This is a genomic window from Saccharospirillum alexandrii (assembly GCF_004000275.1).
GTDB classification, from domain to species: domain Bacteria; phylum Pseudomonadota; class Gammaproteobacteria; order Pseudomonadales; family Natronospirillaceae; genus Saccharospirillum; species Saccharospirillum alexandrii.
The window spans coordinates 1-1371 of the sequence record NZ_RCIP01000015.1 but is presented as its reverse complement, the minus strand read 5'-3'; the positions used below and the strand labels follow the sequence as shown (position 1 = coordinate 1371).

Below are 1371 nucleotides of genomic sequence, written 5' to 3'. Positions count from 1 at the left end.
TCGGCAACCTGATGCCGTACCAATACACCGGCCGCTACACCGAAGCCGCCACCGGCCTGGTGCACCTAGACGCCCGCTGGTACAACCCCCATACTCAACGGTTTATGCAGCCGGACCTGTGGAACTTCAGGAACACGGGCCTTCCCTCAGAAATCCAGCATGAGCTGATGCGGTTTACCGGGTTGGATACCGCCCAACTGCTTAGAGACCCGAGCCAGCAGATGGCGTATGGGTATGTGAGTGGGAATCCGTTGGCTTGGGTGGATTGGCTGGGGTTGTGTGAGACCCGAGTCTTTATTGGAGGTCATATTGGATATGTCGGTCACGAGCCTACTTCTTGGGAGCGTGCTGACGCGTTTAATATTGTTACTGAGAGTGCTAAGAATGCAGAGGGATCAGCATCTTTTAGTATCACTGGCAATGTCAGAGTTGGATATCTAGCGTCTTTCAGAATTAATAAAGTATTCGGTGCAACGATTGATCTAGGGTCAGCGAAAAGGGAAGATAGGGTAGGGGAGTATTGGACGAGAAGAGGAAAAGTCATTGAGTATAGCGAGGGTAGAACTCTTGCAAGCGTAGATTTCCTCGGTGCGTCTGCTTCCGCTGAGAATACTACTAGTGATAACGGTAAGACATGGGACTATGGCAATATTGAGCTTACCGGGCCTACCCTTGATTTATTAAATTCAGAGTCAAATAGCATGGAGTTTGATTATTCAATTGGTATTGGATTTGTCTACGAAGGAACAGTGACAGTGCCAAAATTATGGTGACGTATGAATAATATAAAAAAATTAGCTACTAAGATATTCATTCTATGGATGGGCGTTTTCTTAGGTGCAATTTTTTACTATGTCTTAATATCTAATGGAGGGTTTTATAGCGTTGAAAGTCCGATTAAGATGGGTTTTATGCTTTTTGCTTTTGTAGTATATGTTCCTTCTATGTTGGTTATATTTGATGGGCTTATTAGGTTGTTAAAGTATAAAACTCTAATAGTGTTAATCCTATTGCCATTCCCTGCATTGATGATAGTTGTGATTATTCTAGCCCCTATAATATTGTTGATTTATTGGACTTATGAAATACTCATGGCATATAAAAGTAATCAGTAAAGTTCATTGAGTTTAGGAATAAGCTAGTCAGGAAACCCATTGTTACCGTTTGTAATTGTGATGGGTATCCAGCTAGCTTAGTGGCATTAGTTTAAAACCCGGGGTTGCACTGGAGCTCTCAGCAAGCACGACAGAAGGTAGCTTTGTGTTGTACTTTAACACTAACGCACCTTATGCTCACTTTGAGGCAAAATAGAAGTGGAAATATTAATTGCTATATTCCTTTTCGCAGTATTTTTAGGAACGTTTGTGTGTG

General features: G+C 42.6%; 1 protein-coding gene. It reads left to right on the top strand.

The window, feature by feature from the left end:
• A partial coding sequence (locus EP166_RS21045) for an RHS repeat-associated core domain-containing protein (protein ID WP_164744054.1) occupies positions 1-773 on the top strand: 773 nt, incomplete at its 5' end.
• Positions 774-1371 lie beyond the last annotated feature (598 nt).